Genomic DNA, 18,456 nt, shown 5'->3' on the forward strand with positions numbered 1-18,456 from the left:
TGCTGCTTGTGGTAAGATGTTCAAGTTGTTAAATTACGTGTTTTATAAAGAGAGATTTTTAGTGAAACATAATATATCGGAGGCTTTTTCTATGAACCATTCTAATCTTACTATTTTATCTGTGTGTAGTAATTTTGTTATTGTTGTACTTAAACTGATTGTCGGCTTTTTCACGGGTTCAGTGGCAGTGATTTCTGAGGGGATTCACTCGTCCATGGACTTATTTGCGTCAATCATTACTTTCTTCTCCATCCGGATTTCTAATCAACCGGCTGATGAAGATCATCCATATGGACATGGAAAAGCAGAAAATATTGCGGGGACAATTGAAACTTTACTGATTTTCGTGGCGGGTATTTGGATTATTATTGAATCCGTTAATAAACTAGTAAATCCACACGAAATTCGTTTTCCGGCGCTTGGTATTATGGTGATGCTATTTGGTGCTATTATTAATATTATTGTGTCACGTGTGATTAAAAAAGCTGCGGATGAAGCGAATTCGGTTGCGATGAAATCCAATGCGCTACATTTATATACTGATGTTTTTACATCGCTTGGTATTGCGATTAGTTTATTCCTTGTATACATAACTGGCTGGCTCTGGATAGATCCGGTCATTGCGATTTTAACGGCGTTTTACATTATGTACGAGGCGTATAAACTGTTAAAAGAGTCTTTCCCGCCATTAATGGATAAACGCTTATCTGTGGACGAAGAAGAAGCTATTAAGCAGATTATTTTAGCGCATAAAACAAAATTTATTGAATTTCATGATTTTCGCTCAAGACGGGCAGGAGCAGAGGAATATATTGATTTTCATTTAGTCGTATCTTCCACGATGACAATCGAAAGTGCGCATTCGCTTTGTGATGAAATTGAGGCAGAGATTATGGATTTTTATGCGAAAGCGGAGGTTCTTATCCACCTAGAGCCAGAAGAAGAACGCGTTTTTACTAGAGTTTGATACAAGCTCTTTCTATTCGATTTGTTGCTAAAGTGTTACAATAGGTAGAAATAAGAATGGAAAGGACAATGAGTATGACAACTTCTATTTTAATTGCGGATGATGATAAAGAAATTGTTGATTTAGTGAAATTATATTTACAAAATGAAGGATATACGATTTATCAAGCGTACGATGGTGCGGAAGTATGGCGTTTAGTGCAAGAAAAACAGCCAACTTTAGTGATATTAGATATAATGATGCCTGAAATGAACGGCTTAGAAGTATGCCGATTAATGAGAGATAATGGGATTTTAACGCCCATTTTAATGCTGAGTGCCAAAGCAGAAGACAACGATAAAATTATGGGGCTATTAACAGGAGCGGATGATTATATGGTCAAACCGTTCAACCCATTAGAGCTTTCTGTACGCGTAAAAGCGATTCTAAGACGAATGCAGCAAATGAGCCAAGTGGAGCCAGTTAGCCAAGATAAAGTCATTATCGGACCTATTGTGGTTGATCGTGGCCTACATGTGGTAACCGTTAGCGGAAAAGAACTACATTTGACGACTTCGGAATTTGATATTTTATTTTTACTAGCAAGTGAACCTGGTCGCGTCTTTAGTTCGGAATATATCTTTGAGAAAATTTGGCAAGAAAAAGCACTTGGGGCAAGTAAAACGGTCATGGTTCATATCAGTAATTTGCGCGATAAATTGCGAGAGGCGATGGGCGGCGAAAATGTGATTAAGACCATTTGGGGAGTAGGGTACAAAATTGAAATCTAAACTGGAAATGTTGTTTACGAAAATTAGCCATGTGATGAATATTTGGCAGGCGACTTTTTTTGCAGTTATTTCTTGGGTTTTGGCTTTGCTTACTATCCAAACTATCTACTTATGGAGCATTTCCATCCGTGATGATTCACTTTTTTTACGGGAAGTATCACAAGCAATCGTGCAATTATTTGGAACGAATAAATATACGCGAATCATGCAATCTTTTTGGATGCTATCGCTGAAATTTTTGATTATCTTTTTAATTGCTTGTTTGTTCTTTTCCTTTTTCTATCGTTTCATGCGTCAAAGAATCTTGAAAAAACAATTACGGACAATCAATTTTGCACTAAATGACGGAAAACCGGTCGATACCGAGAGCTTTGTGCCGGAAATCCAAGAACTTGAACGCAACATTGAAAATATGCGAGAACGCCAGAAAAAATTAATGCAGCAAGAAGAGCAAGCTCAGCAAGCTAGGAATGACTTAATTACGAATGTTTCCCATGATTTGCGGACGCCGCTTACTTCGATTTTAGGCTATTTAAGTTATATTCATGAAGATCGTTATCGTGATGAAATTGAGCTGCGTTATTATACAGAACTTGTTTACGGAAAAGCGCGCCATTTGCATAAATTGATTGATGATTTATTTTCTTATACGCGGCTTGATAGCGTGGAATACCGATTGAAGAAAGATGAGTTGGATATTGTTGAATTACTCAGACAGTTAGTGGCGGAATACGATGGTCGAGCAGCAGAACGGAATATGCAGATTGTCGAACATTTTGATGCCAACAAATTAATTATCGGCGGCGATGGCAACCAAATCATGCGCTTATTTGAGAACTTATTTTCGAATGCCCTTAGATACGGAGAAGGCAATAAGCAAATTGATGTAAGTGCCAAAAAAGAAGATAATATGGCGGTTATTCGCGTGACGAACTACGGCGAAGAAATACCGAATGTTGATTTACCATACTTGTTCGAACGTTTTTATAAAGTAGATAAAAACCGGACCACAACTGGCACGGGCTTAGGGCTTGCGATTGCTAAGTCTATCGTCGAAAAACATGGTGGGATTGTTACTGCAGAAAGTAAACACCGCAAAACCAGTTTTATCGTCAAATTGCCACTGATTTAATCTTTAACAATTCTTAAATGTTTCTTTCCTCGTGATTTATGTTCTTTCGGTAGAATATAAATCACGGAGGAGAGGAAAATGAAAAAACATATTGTTTTAATTGTTGTTGCTTGCATCACGGTGATTGCGGTATTTATGTACATAGTTCAAGTGAATAATAGCGAATTAAAATATCAAAATAGAGCCCAAATCAAAATAGCCTCTCAAATGGCTAGTGAAGATGAATTGGGAAATAGTTGTATAGTTAGTGAAATAACTTACAAATAAATCAATATAAGTAAAAAAGTTATTGACAAAGTTTACTAGACAAGGTAATATGAAAAAACAAGAAACGTCACTATAGTCACAAATGAAGTGATTTAATAATATGTAGAAATCTTATCCAGAGTGGTGGAGGGAAATGCCCTATGAAACCCAGCAACCTAAACAGTAATTCATTATGTGTTTAAGGTGCTAAGTCATGCAGAACAGCGAGTTGTTCTGAAAGATGAGAAGGAAGCTAGTCCATTTGAAAAAATGCTGCCTTTCTGCTCATCAGCAGAGAGGCTTTTTTGTATATCAGAATGTAGAAAAGGTGATAGAGATGATTACGTTACAGAACGTTGTAAAAGAATATGCGTCTAGAAACAACAAAGTTCTCGCAGTCGACCATGTCGATTTAGAAATTGAACAAGGCGAGATTTTTGGTGTAGTTGGTTATTCCGGAGCGGGAAAAAGTACGCTTATTCGGATGTTTAATGGGCTGGAACTACCGACAGAAGGAACGGTCGAAGTCGACAATCTACTGATTAGCCAAATTCGCGGCGGAAAGCTAAGAAAAGCTCGTCAACAAATCGGGATGATTTTCCAACATTTTAATTTATTATGGTCACGAACCGTTGCAGAAAATATTGCTTTTCCACTAGAAATCGCAGGTGTGCGCGGTGAAAAAAGACGTTTCCGTGTAAATGAACTCATCCGTCTTGTTGGCTTGGAAGGTAAAGAAAACGCCTATCCAGCGGAACTAAGCGGTGGTCAAAAACAACGGGTCGGCATTGCAAGAGCACTTGCCAATAACCCAAAAGTGTTGCTTTGTGATGAAGCAACGTCCGCACTCGATCCACAAACAACCGATGAAGTGTTAGAACTCCTCCTAGATATCAATAAACGCCTCAACTTAACAATCATCGTTATCACCCATGAAATGCATGTGATCCGAAAAATTTGTAATCGCGTCGCAGTAATGGAAAACGGAAAAGTTGTCGAACTTGGCGACGTATTAGATGTTTTCCGCCACCCTCAAGAAAAAGTAACGCAGCGCTTCGTTCGCCAAGTTACTGACTCAGACGAAACCGAAGAACTCATCCACTTACTCCTAGATAATTACTCCGAAGGCAAAATCGTCAAACTACTCTTTATGAGCGAAAATGCCACCCAACCAGTCATATCCCAAGTAGCAAAAGAAAATGATGTGTTGCTAAATGTCCTTCACGGCAACTTAACGCAAACGCAAAACGGCGCATACGGAACGCTTTACGTACAGATTTTAGGTACAGATGATGCGATAAATGCGAGTCTAACACAGCTACGTCAACTTAAAGTAGAAACGGAAGTGTTAGAACGATGAGCAAATTACAAGAATTATTTCCAAATGTTGATTTTCAAATGATGTGGGTCGCAACCCAAGAAACGCTTTATATGACGCTAACTTCATTGTTTGCAGTTTTCTTACTAGGGATTGTATTAGGTTTACTGCTATTTTTAACAAACAACAAAAAACATGCCGGAGCGCGCATTCTTTATTGGGTAACAGCAATATTAGTCAATGTGTTCCGCTCAATCCCTTTTATTATTTTAATCGTACTACTTTTACCGATGACAAAATCGCTTGTCGGAACGGTAATCGGGCCAAAAGCAGCACTACCAGCTTTGATTATCTCGGCTGCTCCGTTCTATGGTCGGATGGTAGAAATCGCCTTTCGTGAAGTAGATAAAGGGGTTATCGAGGCAGCAAAATCGATGGGTGCAAACATGTTTACCATTATCGGTAAAGTGCTTATCCCAGAAGCTTTGCCAGCAATTATTTCTGGTATTACAGTGACAGCAATTTCGCTCGTTGGTTTCACAGCCATGGCAGGTGTCATTGGTGCTGGTGGTCTCGGAAATGCGGCGTATCTAGAAGGCTTCCAACGTGGCCAACCTGATGTAACCGTACTTGCGACCATTATTATCTTAATTATCGTCTTTATTTTCCAGTTTATCGGCGACTTCCTGACAAAACGAACCGACAAACGCTAACTAATGTATATGAAGAAATTTATATAAAAAAACGCGGAATCCCCGCAAAAAAGGAGAGAATTTCATGAAAAAGGTTCTTGGTTTCATTTTCACATTAAGTTTAGTTTTAGTACTTACAGCTTGCGGCAGCTCCTCAGATAAAGCTTCATCTAGCAAAGAAGACGATAACAAATTGGTAGTGGGAGCTTCGAATACACCACATGCCCAAATTTTAGAACAAGCAAAACCGATTTTGAAAGAAAAAGGAATTGACTTGAAAATTGTTAAATATACAGACTACGTTATGCCTAATAAAGCCCTAGACGAAGGCGATTTAGATGCTAACTACTTCCAACATAAACCATATCTTGAACTAGAAGAAAAAGAAAAAGGTTACAAATTTGCTGATGTTGGAGCAATTCACATCGAACCAATGGGCCTTTATTCTAAAAAAGTAAAAAATATTAAAGATCTAAAAGACGGCGCGCAAGTATTGCTTTCTAACTCGAAATCTGACTGGCCTCGTGTAATTGGAATTTTTGTGGATAACGGACTTTTAACACTGAAAGATGGCGTGAAACCACAAGATGCGACATTTGATGATATTAAAGACAATCCGAAAAATCTGAAATTCAAATACGATTTTGACCCAGCTTACTTGATGACTGCTTATAATAACGAAGAAGGCGATGTTGTAGCTATTAACTCGAACTTTGTTGTAGACCAAGGCTTAAACCCTTCTAAAGATGCTATTGCAATCGAAAGCAAAGACTCTCCATACGCGAATATCGTTGTAACTACTGAGAAGAAAAAAGATGATAAAAACATTAAAGAGCTAGTGAAAGTACTACACTCGAAAGAAATTCAAGATTATATTACGAAAGAATGGGACGGCGCTGTTGTTCCTGTTGATAAATAAAATAGAAAAAAACCATTTACCGAGTTGGTAAATGGTTTTTTTTATTGTGCGCTACTTAAATATAATTTTAGGCCATCTGAAATGGCTTTATCTAGTTCTTTTTTGGAAACAATGTCTTTTCCTTCTGGCATTGGAGGAACTTTTTCGTAGTCGAGCATATCAACCGTTGTGGTGAAGTTCATTAAGTCTTTTGTTTTAGTATCTTCAAATTTAGTGGTGATAGTCGCTTTACTAAAGCCTTTTTTGCTGTCAGGCGTTAATGTTAAATTGAAATCTAATGTTTGTGCTTTGTTGTCTGTTAGTTCTTTTAAGGATGTTTGAATGCTTTTTTGTGCCGCATTCCATTTTTTCTGTGCTGCTTTTTGCGTGCTGCCATTAATTTCTGAAATTAGTGCGACAATATTTCCGTTATCATTAAGCTCTGAGAAAACGGCATTGATTAAGTCGCTGATTTCATTTTTAGATAATTTTAGAACAACATCGCCGTTATCTTTAGAAGTGAAATGCTGATCGTCTAGGTCATTTAAGTAAGTATAAATCGCAATGCCGGCATCTTCTTCAATTTTCTTCAATTCTTTTGCTTGGCGGTCTACTGTTTCGGTATCAATTGTTTGATTGGAAAAGTTTTGAATCGTTTCGAATAAATTTAAGTATTTTGGTTTTAAGTCTTTGTTTTGTTCAAGCACTTGATTGAAAATTTTCGCTGCGGAGTCTGGTAGCAAATTCGATACGCTATCAGAATCGTCATAGATATCCGCTACTGGAATATATGCTTTACCGTCATCGCTGTTTTGCAATGCGTGTACAGTTAAGTCAAGAGGCTGTTCGCCTTTCCAGTGGAGCGTGTATGCACTATATGAAGAGGCGGAATCGCTATCAACGGAAATTTTATATTGAATGTTTGATTTTTTAAGTTGGTTTAAGTCGATTTTAGGTCCAAGTTGTTCTACGTAATCCTCAGAAAGGTCGTTCACTTGGAATGTTACGTTCGTTGTATATTGTCGATTTTCAGCTGTTTTTTGTAAGGCAGCAGTGAAGTCGGACTTAGGGGAGCTACACCCAGATAAAGTGGCTAAAAGCAATACAAAGATGGTCGCAGCCATTATTGCTTTCTTCATATTTTAAATTCTCCTTCAATAATTAATCGTTTATTACAAAAAAGTTATTATGTTTCAATTTTGTTACGTTACAACAATACCATATATAAATAAGATATACAATCCCTTTTTTATGGTGAAAAAGGCCTGTCTTATATTGCTGTTATGCGATGTAACTTTTTTGTTATCGATTCTCAAATAAAATAGAAATAATGATAATGCGAGAAAACTGGAAAAAAACCCTTATTAATAGTAGAATGAAGGGGAGAATGCGAAGAAGACTGGTTTTTATAGTTGTAATCAGATTAGAATTATACTAAACTAGGATTATGCAAATTTTACACTAGGGAGGACTTTTTTTATGGCAACTTTAAAGATTCAAGATTTACACGTTGAAATAGAAGGGAAAGAAATTTTGAAGGGCGTTAACCTTGAAATTTCAACTGGCGAAATCCATGCTATCATGGGACCAAATGGAACAGGTAAATCTACGTTGTCCTCAGCTATTATGGGGCATCCAAAATATGAAGTAACACAAGGAACAATCACGCTTGATGGGGAAGATGTACTCGAAATGGAAGTAGACGAACGCGCTCGTGCTGGTCTTTTCTTAGCGATGCAATATCCAAGTGAAATTAGCGGTGTTACAAACGCTGAATTCATTCGTGCAGCAATCAACAGCCGTCGCGAAGAAGGCGACGAAATTCCAGTTATGCAATTTATTCGTAAATTAGATGCAAAAATGGAAATTTTAGATATGGCTGAAGAAATGGCAGAACGTTATTTAAATGAAGGATTTTCAGGCGGAGAGAAAAAACGTAATGAAATCTTGCAATTATTAATGATTGAGCCAAAATTAGCGATTTTAGATGAAATTGACTCTGGTCTTGATATCGATGCGCTTAAAGTTGTTTCTAAAGGTGTAAATGAAATGCGCGGTGAAGGATTCGGCTGCTTAATCATAACCCATTACCAACGTTTACTGAACTACATTACGCCTGACTTTGTTCACGTAATGATGCAAGGTAAAGTAGTTAAAGAAGGTGGACCTGAGCTTGCGAAACGTTTAGAAGCAGAAGGTTACGACTGGATTAAGCAAGAGCTTGGTATTGAACTTGAGGAAGAAGAAGCAGTAGACCAACAATAAGGAAGTGAGGTTAAAATCATGGCACAAAATATGACAATTAAAGATGATTTTATCCACGCTTTTTCAAGTAATGCGAACGAACCGGATTGGTTTTTAGAAATCCGTCGCAATGCTTTTAAAGCTTACGGGGAACTGGACTTGCCTTTTGTGGATAAAACAAAAATTACTCGCTGGAATTTCACGAAGTTTGAGACATTTATACCTTTTAAAGAGGGCGTAACGAATGAAACTTTACCGGAAAAAGTAGCGAATTTAGTTGATTTAGATAATAAAGAAGCCAATTTTTACGTTCAAATGGATGAAAGACCTGCGAGACTTCAGTTGCAGAAAGAACTAGTCGACCAAGGCGTTATTTTTACAGATATTATTTCGGCTGTGAAAAACCATCCTGAACTTGTGAAAAAATACTTCATGAAAGATGCAGTACAAGTGAACGAACACAAATTGACTGCTTTTCATGCGGCTTTAGTGAACGGCGGGATTTTCCTTTACGTTCCTAAAAATGTTGAAGTGAAAGCACCAATTCAAGCTGTTTTCGTTCAAGACAAAGCAGAATCTCCACTAGTTAATCACGTGTTGCTTGTGGCGGATGACAATAGTGCAGTCACTTATGTGGAAAACTATGTCACTGTTAATAACGAGCCTAAAGGGATTGTTAGCATTGTCGAAGAAGTCATTGCTGAGAAAAATGCGCGGATTACTTTTGGTGGTGTGGATAATCTTGCAAGTGAAGTTACTGCTTATGTGAATCGTCGTGGACACATTGGAACAGATAGCCAAATTGAATGGGCGCTTGGTCTAATGAACGATGGCGATACAATTAATGAGAACGTAACAAACCTAATGGGAGATGGCTCTTCTGCCGATGTGAAAACGGTGACTGTTGGTCGCGGTAAGCAAACGCAAAATGTAACAACGCGCGTGACACATTACGGTAAAGCTTCAAACGGTACAATTTTATCTCATGGTGTTATGAAAGAAAGAGCGACAACTATTTTTAACGGAATTGGCCACATTAAACATGGCGCTTCTAAGTCTGATGCACAACAAGAATCACGTGTACTCATGCTTAGCCCAGAAGCGCGCGGTGATGCGAACCCAATTTTATTAATTGATGAAAATGACGTAGTAGCAGGACATGCGGCTTCTGTTGGACGTGTTGATCCGTTACAATTATTCTATTTGATGAGTCGCGGGATTTCTCAAAAAGAAGCAGAAAGACTAGTTATTCATGGCTTCTTAGATCCTGTTGTTCGTCAGTTACCAATCGAAAGCGTAAAAACGATGCTTCGTGAAGTAATCGAAGGGAAAGTGCGTTAAATGATTGATATCCAAAAAATTCGGGCGGATTTTCCAATTTTAGATCAAGAAATAAATGAAAAACCGCTAGCTTATTTAGATAATGCTGCCACTTCACAAAAGCCAAAACAAGTTATCGAAGCTTTAACACATTACTATCAGTTTGATAATGCTAATGTTCACCGCGGTGTGCATACACTTGCGGCTAGAGCGACAGATGCTTATGAATCAGCTCGTTCTAAAGTAGCCAAGTTTATTCATGCGCGTGAAGTAGCGGAAATTATTTTCACAAGAGGTACTACTTCGGCGATTAATTTAGTTGCAGACAGTTACGGTGAAGCAAATATTGAAGCTGGCGATGAGATTGTTATTTCTTATTTAGAGCATCATTCTAATTTGATTCCGTGGCAGCAACTAGCTAAACGCAAAGGCGCGGTTTTGAAATATATCGAGCTAGAAGAAGATGGAACGATTTCTGTTGATCAAGCGAAAAAAGCGATTGGCGAGAAAACGAAAATCGTTGCGCTAGCACATGTTTCTAATGTTCTAGGGACAATCACGCCAATTAAGGAAATCGCAGCACTGGCTCATAAATTTGGAGCAGTGATTCTCGTTGACGGCGCGCAAGCTGTGCCGCACATGGAAGTAAATGTGGTAGATTTAGATGCTGACTTTTATGCTTTTTCAGGGCATAAAATGATGGCTCCTACTGGCATTGGCGCTTTGTATGGCAAACGTGAATTGCTTGATGCGATGGAACCTACCGAATTTGGCGGAGAAATGATTGATTTTGTTGAATTATACGATTCGACTTGGAAAGAACTACCTTGGAAATTTGAAGCCGGAACACCGATTATTGGCGGAGCAATTGCGCTAGGTGCGGCTATTGATTACTTGGCAGAAGTCGGACTCGAAAACATTCATGCACATGAACAAGCATTAGCCAGCTACGCGATAGAAGAAATGAGCAAAATCGAAGGCATTACCATTTACGGGCCGAAAGATGCGAGTAAACGTTGTGGTTTGGTGACTTTTAATTTAGAAGGCGCTCACCCACACGATATTGCGACTATTTTGGACGAAGACGGTGTTGCGATTCGAGCTGGTCATCACTGTGCACAACCGTTGATGAAATGGCTTGATGTTTCTTCCACAGCTCGCGCAAGCTTTTATATTTATAATACAAAAGAAGAAATTGATGCGCTTATAGATGGCCTCAAGTTAACAAAGGAGTATTTTGGATTATGACAAGCCGGAAATTAGATCAGCTTTATAGACAAGTCATTATGGATCACTATAAAAATCCGCGCAATAATGGAGAGCTCTCAGATAGCGATGTAACAATCGACCTCAACAACCCGACATGTGGTGATCAAATTCATCTTCATTTAAAAATGGATGGTGACAAAATCGTTGCGGCAAAATTCACTGGTAGCGGCTGTTCGATTTCGATGGCCTCTGCTTCGATGATGACGCAAAGCATTATCGGGAAAACCGAGAAAGAAGCACTAAAAATGTCCCGCGAATTTTCAGAAATGGTTCAAGGTCACGACCATGAAACAATTGATGAACACGGCGACGTCGAGGCACTTGCCGGAGTTGCAAAATTCCCAGCAAGAATCAAATGTGCGACTCTTTCTTGGAAAGCAATGGAGAGAGCGATTTTTGAAAAAGAAGGAACAAAATAAGTAGCGAAAAGGAGGATACGACATGACTGAAATTCCAGAAATTGGCGAATACCAATATGGATTCCATGACAAAGATACCTCTGTGTTCCGTACAGAACGCGGATTAACAGAAAAAGTAGTAAGAGAAATTTCGAATATTAAAGAAGAACCAGAATGGATGCTAGAATTCCGTTTGAAGTCTTTAGAGCAATTTTATAAAATGCCAATGCCGACTTGGGGTGGCGACCTGTCAGAACTGAAGTTTGAAGACATCACTTACTACGTGAAACCGTCCGAACAAACCGTACGTTCTTGGGATGAAGTTCCAGAAGAAATTAAGCGTACTTTTGACAAACTGGGTATCCCTGAAGCTGAACAAAAATATTTAGCTGGGGCATCTGCGCAGTATGAATCCGAAGTTGTTTATCACAATATGAAGCAAGACCTAGAAGATTTAGGAATTGTCTTCAAAGATACCGATTCAGCTTTAAAAGAAAACGAAGATATTTTCAAAGAATACTTCGCAAAAGTAATTCCACCAAGCGACAACAAATTCGCAGCGCTAAACTCAGCTGTTTGGTCTGGTGGATCATTCATCTACGTACCACCAGGTATCAAAGTCGATACGCCGCTTCAAGCCTATTTCCGCATTAACTCGGAAAACATGGGGCAATTTGAACGGACATTAATTATCGTCGACGAAAATGCCAGCGTCAACTACGTGGAAGGCTGTACGGCTCCCGTTTATACAACGAATTCCCTTCACTCAGCTGTCGTGGAAATCATTGTAAAACCAGGCGCTTACTGCCGTTACACAACCATCCAAAACTGGGCAAATAACGTTTATAACCTAGTAACAAAACGTACTTTCTGTGAAGAAAATGCGACTATGGAATGGATTGATGGTAACATTGGTTCGAAATTAACGATGAAATACCCAGCAGTACATTTACGAGGCGAAGGAGCACGCGGAACAACGCTTTCTATCGCGATTGCTGGTAAAGGTCAACGTCAAGATGCCGGAGCAAAAATGATGCACTATGCGCCGAATACGTCCTCTACGATTGTATCGAAGTCGATTTCGAAACAAGGCGGAAACGTAACGTACCGCGGAATTGTTCATTTTGGCCGTAATGCAGACGGTGCACGTTCGAATATCGAATGTGATACGCTAATTATGGATAACCTTTCCACATCTGACACAATCCCGTACAACGAAATTCTAAACAGCAATATCTCATTAGAACACGAAGCTAAGGTTTCCAAAGTATCCGAGGAACAACTTTTCTATCTAATGAGCCGTGGTTTAAGCGAAGAAGAAGCGACAGAAATGATCGTTATGGGCTTCATTGAACCATTTACGAAAGAATTACCAATGGAATATGCCGTTGAGATGAACCGTTTGATTAAGTTTGAAATGGAAGGCTCGATTGGTTAAATAAAGCAGAAGACGAACTTTTTTAGTTCGTCTTTTTTTGATGAAATCCAAAAATGGCAGGGAACAAATCTGGCTTGTATTTTTATGAACGAAATGATATATTTTCCTTAACAACTTAGTAAAGGACTGATAACCATGGCAGAATTTAAATATTTAGAGGGAATGTATCAAGATCCATTCTTTCCACCGTTTCTAGTAGATAAAATTAAGCAACTTATTTTAGATAAGGTTCAATTTTTAGGAGAAGGTAATCATGATACAGAAGCAATTCAAGCTAAATTTGATGAAATGACTTTAGCGATTAATGCGTTGCAAGATGAGTTTTATGAAAACGAGAGTGAATTAGAAACAGGAGCAAGAGACTCAATTGCTGAAACAATCATCCCGATTTTAGCTCATTATAAGGTAGATATCGATATTGAAGAACTACTTAGAGAGCGCGAGTGGTAATTATGATAGAAACTTCAACTGCTAGACGGTTGAAGTTTTTTTGTTATATCCAAGCCAAAACGAGGACCAAATTAAAGGCTTCTCCCACCTTTTTGCGTTATAATAAACATAAATCATAACGATAGAGAGGGTGGCGGTTGATGGTTACAATCGGGTTAACTGGGTGGAGTGATCATGATTCTTTGTTGCAAACGAAAAAATTAACTTTGGCTGATTATGCGGCACATTTTCCTGTGGTGGAGGTTGATACGAGTTTTTATGCGATTCCTTCTCCGCGAACAACAGCGAACTGGGCGGCGCAAACTCCGGATGATTTTCGGTTTGTGATTAAGGCTTTTTCGGCGATGACGAAACACAAGGAATGGTCGCAGTATTTTGATAGTGAAAATGGAATGTATACGGCTTATATGGATATGATTGCGCCGATAAGTGAAACGGGTAAACTACAGGCGATTTTATTTCAATTTCCGCCGTATTTTAATTGTACGAAAGAAAATGTGACTTATTTAAGATATATTTCGTCGAAAATGGGCGATTTGCCACTAGCGGTTGAGTTTCGCCATAATTCTTGGTACAACGAGCAAAATACCGAAAAGACGCTGGATTTGTTGCGCGAATTAGGCTTTATTCATACAGTTGTCGATGAGCCGCAAGTCGGGGCGGGCAGTGTGCCGATTGTGCTTCGCGAGACGAATAGTGATATGACATTAGTAAGGCTTCACGGTCGAAATCAGTATGGCTGGATGAAAGCTAACAGTCCTGAGTGGCGCGAGGTTCGCACGCTTTACCGTTACAATGAAGAGGAAATTAACGAATGGGTTAAATACGTGGAACATTTGCAAAAGTTGTCCAAAGAAGTTGTCGTGATTTTTAATAATAACAGCGGCGGGGATGCGGCTGATAATGCGAAACATTTACAAAAGGCACTCCAAGTCGAGTTTCAAGGCTTGGCTCCGATGCAAATGGATTTATTTGCGGAATAAAAAAAGATGGCGCCAGCGAAGCGCCATCTTTTTTATGCTTTTATCCCAATGAAAAAGCTGATAACTAAAATAATCAATACAATCCCAGTTATCCCAACGTACAAGTAATCTTTTTCCTTCAAAAAAGTAAATAACGATACAACGACACGAAGGACGGGCGTTAAAATTAAGCAAAAGAGGCCAAACATCATAATCGCATATGGTTTAAGCGTCCCTAGCCCGCTGAAAATCGCCGTAAGTGAAGTCGGGTAAGTTTCCCCCGGATAGCCACTTTCGCCGGTGATAAATAGCATAACGAGTCCGAAAACGATAATGATTGCACTGAGGACAACGCCAATTCGTAACAGCGCGCTAACAATTAGCTCCACGCGGTACATTTCTTCTTTTTTCTCGGCCATTTAAATCCACCCCAATCCTTCTAAAATCATTTGGAAGGCAACATATAAGATGACGGGAATAAAAATAATCCGAATGACTTTGCTTTTTAAACGTTGCATGATGCGTGTTCCAAGTGTTGCACCGACAAGAACGCCAATCGCAACTGGAGCAGCAATTGCAGGTTGAATGTCACCTTGGAAAAGATAAACAGTCGCACTGGCCGCCGCGGTTACACCCATCATTAAATTACTCGTCGCACTACTCACTTTAAGCGGCATTTTCATAAAGACGTCAAGAGCCATGACTTTAAAAGCACCACTACCGATGCCAAGTAAGCCGCTCGCGATTCCGGCGCCATACATCACACCAAAACCAGCCGGGACGTTTGCAACTTGATAGTCAACATTTTGCCGTAAAGATTTATCGTAATAAGAATCATGTAAGTTTAGTTTTGTAGCGAGCGGGTCTGGTTTCACATTGGTAGGAAATTCTGTACCGACCTTTTTAATCATGTTGAACGCAGAATAAAGAAGTAAAAGTCCGAAGATGATGTAGAGTGCCGTGGCCGAGAGCAGTCCGCTGACGAAAGCCCCGGTGATTGCACCGATTGTTGTGGCGATTTCGAGAAACATACCAACGCGTAGGTTCGTAATGCCGTCTTTGATATAAGCAATTGCGGAGCCACTACTTGTTGCGATAACCGAAATAATACTCGCACCAATCGCATACTGAATATCAATCCCGAAAATAAGTGTCAAGGCAGGTGTCACGATAATTCCGCCACCAAGACCGAGCAAAGAGCCTACAACCCCTGCAAAAACAGAGATTAGAAGAATTTCGACTGTTTGCGTAATATCCAAAAAAATCACATCCCTTTTAAAACAATATATCCTATCATAACATAAAATGAAAAGGGAACAATTCATCCAGTCCTAGTGCGTGTAAAAAAAGTTATTTTAAGCTACAATAGTTATAAGTGAGGAGTGGATGGATTAATGAAACATTTAACTTTATGGCATACGAATGATGTTCATAGTCACTTGGAACATTGGCCACGTATTTTTAATTTCTTAAAAGAGAAAAGGACGACTGCAGAGAAAGAAAATAAGTCGGCGCTCTTTTTTGATATTGGTGATTTTATGGACCGGGTTCATCCGCTTACTGAAGGAACGAACGGGCTTGCGAATACGGACTTACTCAACCAGTTGCCGTATGATGCGGTGACTTTTGGTAATAATGAAGGAACGACTTTGGCACATGAAGATTTGGAAAATTTATATAAGCATGCGGCGTTTCCGGTGGTTTGCTGTAATTTTTATGCGGATAAAGAACGAACAAAGCAGCCAGACTGGGTGAAGTCGATTGTTTATAAAGAAATAGATCAAATTAAAATTGCTATTATTGGTGCGACGGCGCCATTTCGGGAATATTATGAGGCAATGGGCTGGGGTGTTGAAGAACCAATCAGCTCGATAAAAAAACAAATGGCTGGTTTGGAAGCAGATACGAACTTGGTCATTTTGCTTAGCCATCTCGGTTTGCCGACGGATGAACGAATTGCACTTGAGATCCCTGAAATTGATGTGATTTTGGGCGGACATACGCATCATTTACTTGAAACTGGGAAAGTGGAGGGGAACGCGTTACTTGCTGCGGCGGGAAGATGGGGCGAACATATCGGGCAAATTGATATTGAGCTAGATGACAATAATCAGTTTATCTCAAAAACGGCAACCACATTTAAAACAGAAGATTTGCCTGCTGCTCCGAATGAAGCTAGTGAAATTCAAGGTTTCTTTGATAAAGGGCGCGCCGAACTCTCTGAAAAAGTAGTTGCGATTCCCGGGAAGTTAGCGCATAATTGGTTTGATGACTCCGAAATTGCGCACATTTTGAACGAGGCTGTTTGTGAATGGACTGGTTCGGGAACGTTTGTGATGAACGCGGGCATTTTTATGACAGATTTTGAAGCGGGAATTGTAACGGATTTTGATATTCACCAAATGTTACCTCATCCGCTCAACGCGATTGCTTTAACGATGACTGGCGAGGAGCTCGAGATACTTATTGACGGCATTTACCGAAAAAAAGCGGAACTGCAAGATATTCCGCTTAGAGGATTCGGCTTCCGCGGCGAGTATTTTGGTACCGTTTTGATGGACCGAGCTGGTTTTGACGCGGAAAATCAAGTGGCTCTTTTTGATAATAAACCGATTGATAAAACACGGGAATACCGAATTGCGACGCATGATACGTTTGTATTCGCGCCATTTTTTCCGATAGTGAAGCAAATTAAACGAAAAGAAGTATATACACCGGAATTACTCCGAGATATTTTAAAATGGAAACTCAAAAAAATGTACGGACAGGAGGAAGACAAGTGACGATTACGATTCAAGATTTAAACTACGAGATTATCACCAATTATCGCGATGCTTTTGACGAGGAAAAGTTAAACGAACGGTTTAGCGATATTCTTGGGCGCTATGATTATATAGTGGGCGACTGGGGTTACGATCAACTTCGGCTGAAAGGTTTTTTCGAAGACGACAATCGCAAAGCCGCATACGATAACAAGATTAGCACGTTAAAAGAATATATTTATGAATACTGCAATTTTGGTTGTGCTTATTTTGTTATTAAAAAAGTAAAATAGTAAATGAGGTAGTTTGGAATTGAAGAATTATAAAGCGTATTTAATTGATTTAGATGGCACGATGTATCGCGGGGCAGAAGTTATTCCTGAGGCGATCATTTTTATCGAAAACTTAAAACGTGCGGGGCTTCCGTATTTATTTGTAACAAACAATTCAACAAAAACACCTGGGCAAGTAGCAGAACATTTAACTGGCATGGGAATTCAAGCTGTAAGTGACGATGTTTTCACGACTTCCCAAGCAACCGTACAATTTATGTTAGAACAAAAACGCGAAAAATCGGTTTACGTTATCGGTGAACGTGGAATAAAACAAGAACTAACGGATAATGGATTTGAAATAACTTCTAGTAATCCGGCGTTTGTTGTTGTGGGACTTGACCGAGAAGTTGATTATGAGAAATTTTCGAAGGCAGCACTTGCGGTTCGTGGTGGCGCAATGTTTATTTCGACGAATGGTGATGCAGCCATTCCAACTGAACGCGGTTTGCTTCCGGGAAATGGTTCGATTACATCGGTTGTTTCCGTGGCCACAGAAACCGCACCAATTTTTATTGGGAAGCCTGAATCGATCATTATGGAGCAGGCACTTGCGAAACTCGGTGTCCAAAAAGACGAAGCAATCATGGTTGGCGACAACTACGAAACGGATATTATGGCGGGAATCAATTATGGCATGGACACATTAATCGTCCACACCGGCTTTACCTCCAAAGAAGCACTACTTACAAAAGAAATCCAGCCTACATATGCTGTAACAAAGCTAACAGATTGGAAATTTAACTAGAAGAGCGGAATTTTTCTGCTCTTTTTTTAATAAGTGGGAGGTTAGGAAATGGTCTCAATTCAAAAAGTAACCAAAGACAATTTTCACGAAACGGCGAAATTACAAGTGCATCCGCATCAAAAAACATTTGTCGCAGAAAACTGGTATTCCATTATTGAAGCAAGTTTTGAAGAAACGTATCATTCGCTTGTTATTTATGCGGACAATACGCCCGTAGGTTATGCGATGTACGGAAAAGATACGGAAGACGGCGAGTTTTGGCTGGTGCGTTTTATGACTGGCAAAGAGCATCAAGGTAAGTGCTACGGCGGGGATGCGTTAGAGCAAATTATCGAGATGGTGAAAAACTTACCAGAAAAGCCAGCGCGACTGCGTTTATCGTATGAGCCAGATAACCATGTTGCGGAGAAATTTTATGCGAAATATGGTTTTGAGAAAACAGATGAAATTATCGACGGGGAGGCAGTTGCCGACTTGTGGTTCAAACGCTAAAAACGGGTATAGAATGAG

21 protein-coding genes and 1 riboswitch are annotated in these 18,456 nt (G+C 39.5%); of the genes, 18 read left to right on the forward strand and 3 right to left on the reverse strand.

Annotation, left to right across the window (positions count from 1 at the left end):
- The first annotated feature begins 91 nt into the window (after positions 1–91).
- The 7 genes from HCJ55_RS13515 to HCJ55_RS13545 all read left to right on the forward strand — a co-directional run bounded on the left by HCJ55_RS13515 (position 92) and on the right by HCJ55_RS13545 (position 6,044).
- Complete coding sequence (locus HCJ55_RS13515) at positions 92–967, forward strand: cation diffusion facilitator family transporter (RefSeq protein ID WP_185518620.1); 876 nt, start codon at positions 92–94, stop codon at positions 965–967.
- 74 nt (positions 968–1,041) lie between these two features.
- On the forward strand, positions 1,042–1,737 hold the full coding sequence (gene cesR / locus HCJ55_RS13520) for a response regulator CesR (protein WP_185504673.1): 696 nt from the start codon (positions 1,042–1,044) through the stop codon (positions 1,735–1,737).
- Complete coding sequence (gene cesK / locus HCJ55_RS13525; protein ID WP_008948668.1) at positions 1,727–2,869, forward strand: histidine kinase CesK; 1,143 nt, start codon at positions 1,727–1,729, stop codon at positions 2,867–2,869. Before cesR ends, cesK begins: the two co-directional genes overlap by 11 nt.
- A 78-nt stretch (positions 2,870–2,947) precedes the next feature.
- A complete protein-coding gene (locus HCJ55_RS13530; protein WP_008948667.1) occupies positions 2,948–3,136 on the forward strand; it encodes a hypothetical protein in 189 nt (62 codons plus the stop codon).
- 108 nt (positions 3,137–3,244) lie between these two features.
- Positions 3,245–3,363: riboswitch (SAM riboswitch) on the forward strand.
- A gap of 89 nt (positions 3,364–3,452) precedes the next feature.
- Positions 3,453–4,475, forward strand: coding sequence for a methionine ABC transporter ATP-binding protein (locus tag HCJ55_RS13535; protein WP_008948666.1), 1,023 nt, complete (start codon positions 3,453–3,455; stop codon positions 4,473–4,475).
- Positions 4,472–5,146 carry a methionine ABC transporter permease gene (locus HCJ55_RS13540; RefSeq protein WP_008948665.1) on the forward strand — a complete coding sequence of 225 codons (675 nt, stop codon included), beginning with the start codon at positions 4,472–4,474 and terminating at the stop codon, positions 5,144–5,146. The genes HCJ55_RS13535 and HCJ55_RS13540 overlap by 4 nt, the downstream gene beginning before the upstream one ends.
- 64 nt (positions 5,147–5,210) lie before the next feature.
- Positions 5,211–6,044, forward strand: coding sequence for a MetQ/NlpA family ABC transporter substrate-binding protein (locus HCJ55_RS13545; protein ID WP_008948664.1), 834 nt, complete (start codon positions 5,211–5,213; stop codon positions 6,042–6,044).
- A gap of 41 nt (positions 6,045–6,085) precedes the next feature.
- Here HCJ55_RS13545 and HCJ55_RS13550 read toward each other — a convergent pair whose 3' ends face one another.
- On the reverse strand, positions 6,086–7,162 hold the full coding sequence (locus HCJ55_RS13550) for an Lmo2079 family surface lipoprotein (protein ID WP_008948663.1): 1,077 nt from the start codon (positions 7,160–7,162) through the stop codon (positions 6,086–6,088).
- Between the two features lie 340 nt (positions 7,163–7,502).
- On the opposite strand from HCJ55_RS13550, the gene sufC reads away from it, so the two are divergent.
- The 7 genes from sufC to HCJ55_RS13585 all read left to right on the forward strand — a co-directional run bounded on the left by sufC (position 7,503) and on the right by HCJ55_RS13585 (position 14,125).
- The gene (gene sufC, locus HCJ55_RS13555; RefSeq protein ID WP_185503308.1) at positions 7,503–8,288 is read left to right on the forward strand and encodes a Fe-S cluster assembly ATPase SufC; all 786 of its coding nucleotides are present in this window, start codon (positions 7,503–7,505) and stop codon (positions 8,286–8,288) included.
- Between the two features lie 18 nt (positions 8,289–8,306).
- Positions 8,307–9,608 (forward strand): Fe-S cluster assembly protein SufD, encoded by a 1,302-nt coding sequence (gene sufD / locus HCJ55_RS13560; RefSeq protein ID WP_185518622.1) that lies wholly within the window; start codon positions 8,307–8,309, stop codon positions 9,606–9,608.
- Positions 9,609–10,835, forward strand: a complete 1,227-nt coding sequence (locus HCJ55_RS13565; protein ID WP_185504660.1) for a cysteine desulfurase — start codon at positions 9,609–9,611, stop codon at positions 10,833–10,835.
- A complete protein-coding gene (gene sufU / locus HCJ55_RS13570; RefSeq protein ID WP_185518624.1) occupies positions 10,832–11,275 on the forward strand; it encodes a Fe-S cluster assembly sulfur transfer protein SufU in 444 nt (147 codons plus the stop codon). Before HCJ55_RS13565 ends, sufU begins: the two co-directional genes overlap by 4 nt.
- A 22-nt stretch (positions 11,276–11,297) precedes the next feature.
- Positions 11,298–12,692 (forward strand): Fe-S cluster assembly protein SufB, encoded by a 1,395-nt coding sequence (sufB, locus tag HCJ55_RS13575; RefSeq protein WP_003722438.1) that lies wholly within the window; start codon positions 11,298–11,300, stop codon positions 12,690–12,692.
- A gap of 135 nt (positions 12,693–12,827) precedes the next feature.
- Positions 12,828–13,142: a DUF5713 family protein gene (locus HCJ55_RS13580; protein ID WP_185518626.1), complete on the forward strand. Its 315-nt coding sequence runs from the start codon at positions 12,828–12,830 to the stop codon at positions 13,140–13,142.
- A gap of 140 nt (positions 13,143–13,282) precedes the next feature.
- Positions 13,283–14,125 carry a DUF72 domain-containing protein gene (locus HCJ55_RS13585; protein WP_185518644.1) on the forward strand — a complete coding sequence of 281 codons (843 nt, stop codon included), beginning with the start codon at positions 13,283–13,285 and terminating at the stop codon, positions 14,123–14,125.
- Positions 14,126–14,157: 32 nt separating this feature from the next.
- Here HCJ55_RS13585 and HCJ55_RS13590 read toward each other — a convergent pair whose 3' ends face one another.
- Positions 14,158–14,523 (reverse strand): DUF1634 domain-containing protein, encoded by a 366-nt coding sequence (locus HCJ55_RS13590; RefSeq protein WP_008948655.1) that lies wholly within the window; start codon positions 14,521–14,523, stop codon positions 14,158–14,160.
- Positions 14,524–15,363 carry a sulfite exporter TauE/SafE family protein gene (locus tag HCJ55_RS13595; protein ID WP_008948654.1) on the reverse strand — a complete coding sequence of 280 codons (840 nt, stop codon included), beginning with the start codon at positions 15,361–15,363 and terminating at the stop codon, positions 14,524–14,526. It abuts the gene before it with no gap.
- 135 nt (positions 15,364–15,498) lie between these two features.
- Here HCJ55_RS13595 and HCJ55_RS13600 point away from each other — a divergent pair, with 135 nt between their 5' ends.
- Genes HCJ55_RS13600 through HCJ55_RS13615 form a run of 4 tightly spaced genes read left to right on the forward strand, consistent with a single transcriptional unit; the run spans position 15,499 to position 18,438 of the window.
- Positions 15,499–16,887 (forward strand): bifunctional metallophosphatase/5'-nucleotidase, encoded by a 1,389-nt coding sequence (locus HCJ55_RS13600; RefSeq protein WP_185518628.1) that lies wholly within the window; start codon positions 15,499–15,501, stop codon positions 16,885–16,887.
- A complete protein-coding gene (locus HCJ55_RS13605; protein ID WP_003722426.1) occupies positions 16,884–17,159 on the forward strand; it encodes a YutD family protein in 276 nt (91 codons plus the stop codon). Before HCJ55_RS13600 ends, HCJ55_RS13605 begins: the two co-directional genes overlap by 4 nt.
- Before the next feature lie 19 nt (positions 17,160–17,178).
- Complete coding sequence (locus HCJ55_RS13610) at positions 17,179–17,946, forward strand: TIGR01457 family HAD-type hydrolase (protein WP_149043260.1); 768 nt, start codon at positions 17,179–17,181, stop codon at positions 17,944–17,946.
- 48 nt (positions 17,947–17,994) lie between these two features.
- On the forward strand, positions 17,995–18,438 hold the full coding sequence (locus HCJ55_RS13615; RefSeq protein WP_185518630.1) for a GNAT family N-acetyltransferase: 444 nt from the start codon (positions 17,995–17,997) through the stop codon (positions 18,436–18,438).
- The last annotated feature ends 18 nt before the right edge of the window (positions 18,439–18,456 follow it).

Origin of the sequence: Listeria marthii, assembly GCF_014227425.1 — a bacterium.
Lineage (GTDB): Bacteria > Bacillota > Bacilli > Lactobacillales > Listeriaceae > Listeria > Listeria marthii.

What these genes read in the sequence shown, in the direction of transcription:
- HCJ55_RS13530 (WP_008948667.1), top strand. Translation starts at nt 2,948, where the DNA reads ATGAAAAAACATATTGTTTTAATTGTTGTTGCTTGCATCACGGTGATT.
- sufB (WP_003722438.1), top strand. Translation starts at nt 11,298, where the DNA reads ATGACTGAAATTCCAGAAATTGGCGAATACCAATATGGATTCCATGAC.
- HCJ55_RS13590 (WP_008948655.1), bottom strand. Translation starts at nt 14,523, where the DNA reads ATGGCCGAGAAAAAAGAAGAAATGTACCGCGTGGAGCTAATTGTTAGC.
- HCJ55_RS13550 (WP_008948663.1), bottom strand. Translation starts at nt 7,162, where the DNA reads ATGAAGAAAGCAATAATGGCTGCGACCATCTTTGTATTGCTTTTAGCC.
- HCJ55_RS13585 (WP_185518644.1), top strand. Translation starts at nt 13,283, where the DNA reads ATGGTTACAATCGGGTTAACTGGGTGGAGTGATCATGATTCTTTGTTG.
- HCJ55_RS13545 (WP_008948664.1), top strand. Translation starts at nt 5,211, where the DNA reads ATGAAAAAGGTTCTTGGTTTCATTTTCACATTAAGTTTAGTTTTAGTA.
- HCJ55_RS13565 (WP_185504660.1), top strand. Translation starts at nt 9,609, where the DNA reads ATGATTGATATCCAAAAAATTCGGGCGGATTTTCCAATTTTAGATCAA.
- HCJ55_RS13600 (WP_185518628.1), top strand. Translation starts at nt 15,499, where the DNA reads ATGAAACATTTAACTTTATGGCATACGAATGATGTTCATAGTCACTTG.
- HCJ55_RS13580 (WP_185518626.1), top strand. Translation starts at nt 12,828, where the DNA reads ATGGCAGAATTTAAATATTTAGAGGGAATGTATCAAGATCCATTCTTT.
- sufU (WP_185518624.1), top strand. Translation starts at nt 10,832, where the DNA reads ATGACAAGCCGGAAATTAGATCAGCTTTATAGACAAGTCATTATGGAT.
- sufC (WP_185503308.1), top strand. Translation starts at nt 7,503, where the DNA reads ATGGCAACTTTAAAGATTCAAGATTTACACGTTGAAATAGAAGGGAAA.
- HCJ55_RS13515 (WP_185518620.1), top strand. Translation starts at nt 92, where the DNA reads ATGAACCATTCTAATCTTACTATTTTATCTGTGTGTAGTAATTTTGTT.
- HCJ55_RS13615 (WP_185518630.1), top strand. Translation starts at nt 17,995, where the DNA reads ATGGTCTCAATTCAAAAAGTAACCAAAGACAATTTTCACGAAACGGCG.
- cesR (WP_185504673.1), top strand. Translation starts at nt 1,042, where the DNA reads ATGACAACTTCTATTTTAATTGCGGATGATGATAAAGAAATTGTTGAT.
- HCJ55_RS13535 (WP_008948666.1), top strand. Translation starts at nt 3,453, where the DNA reads ATGATTACGTTACAGAACGTTGTAAAAGAATATGCGTCTAGAAACAAC.
- HCJ55_RS13540 (WP_008948665.1), top strand. Translation starts at nt 4,472, where the DNA reads ATGAGCAAATTACAAGAATTATTTCCAAATGTTGATTTTCAAATGATG.
- sufD (WP_185518622.1), top strand. Translation starts at nt 8,307, where the DNA reads ATGGCACAAAATATGACAATTAAAGATGATTTTATCCACGCTTTTTCA.